The sequence below is a fragment of the Streptomyces sp. BE20 genome (assembly GCF_036322525.1).
Lineage (GTDB): Bacteria > Actinomycetota > Actinomycetes > Streptomycetales > Streptomycetaceae > Kitasatospora.
In genome coordinates, this window is sequence record NZ_JAQYWW010000059.1 from 1 (window position 1) to 304 (window position 304).

Consider the following 304-nt stretch of genomic DNA (forward strand, 5'->3'; position numbering starts at 1 on the left):
GGACGAGGTCCTCGGCCGTGGACTGGAAGACCACGTGGCGCCCGCCTGCGCTGACCGTGTCGATCCCGGCCGTGGCGGGGCGGTCGGTCACGGTCTCGTCGGTGCCCGTCTCCAGATCGCGCAGCGTGAGCGGCGCCGGCGCGCGGCGACGCGACGGCGGGGTGGACCTCGACCTCGACGACGGCGCCGAGGCCTTCGACGCCGTCGTCCTCGCCACCGACCCCGCGGGCCTGCGGACCCTGATGGAGCGGTCCCCCCTGCTCGACGACCACGAGCTGCGGGCCTGCGCCGCCGCCGTGCGCCA

General features: G+C 77.0%; 1 pseudogene. It reads left to right on the forward strand.

What is annotated here, in order from left to right:
• Positions 1 to 101 precede the first annotated feature (101 nt).
• Positions 102 to 304 (forward strand): annotated as a pseudogene (locus tag PUR61_RS00215) (isorenieratene synthase); the annotation flags it as partial.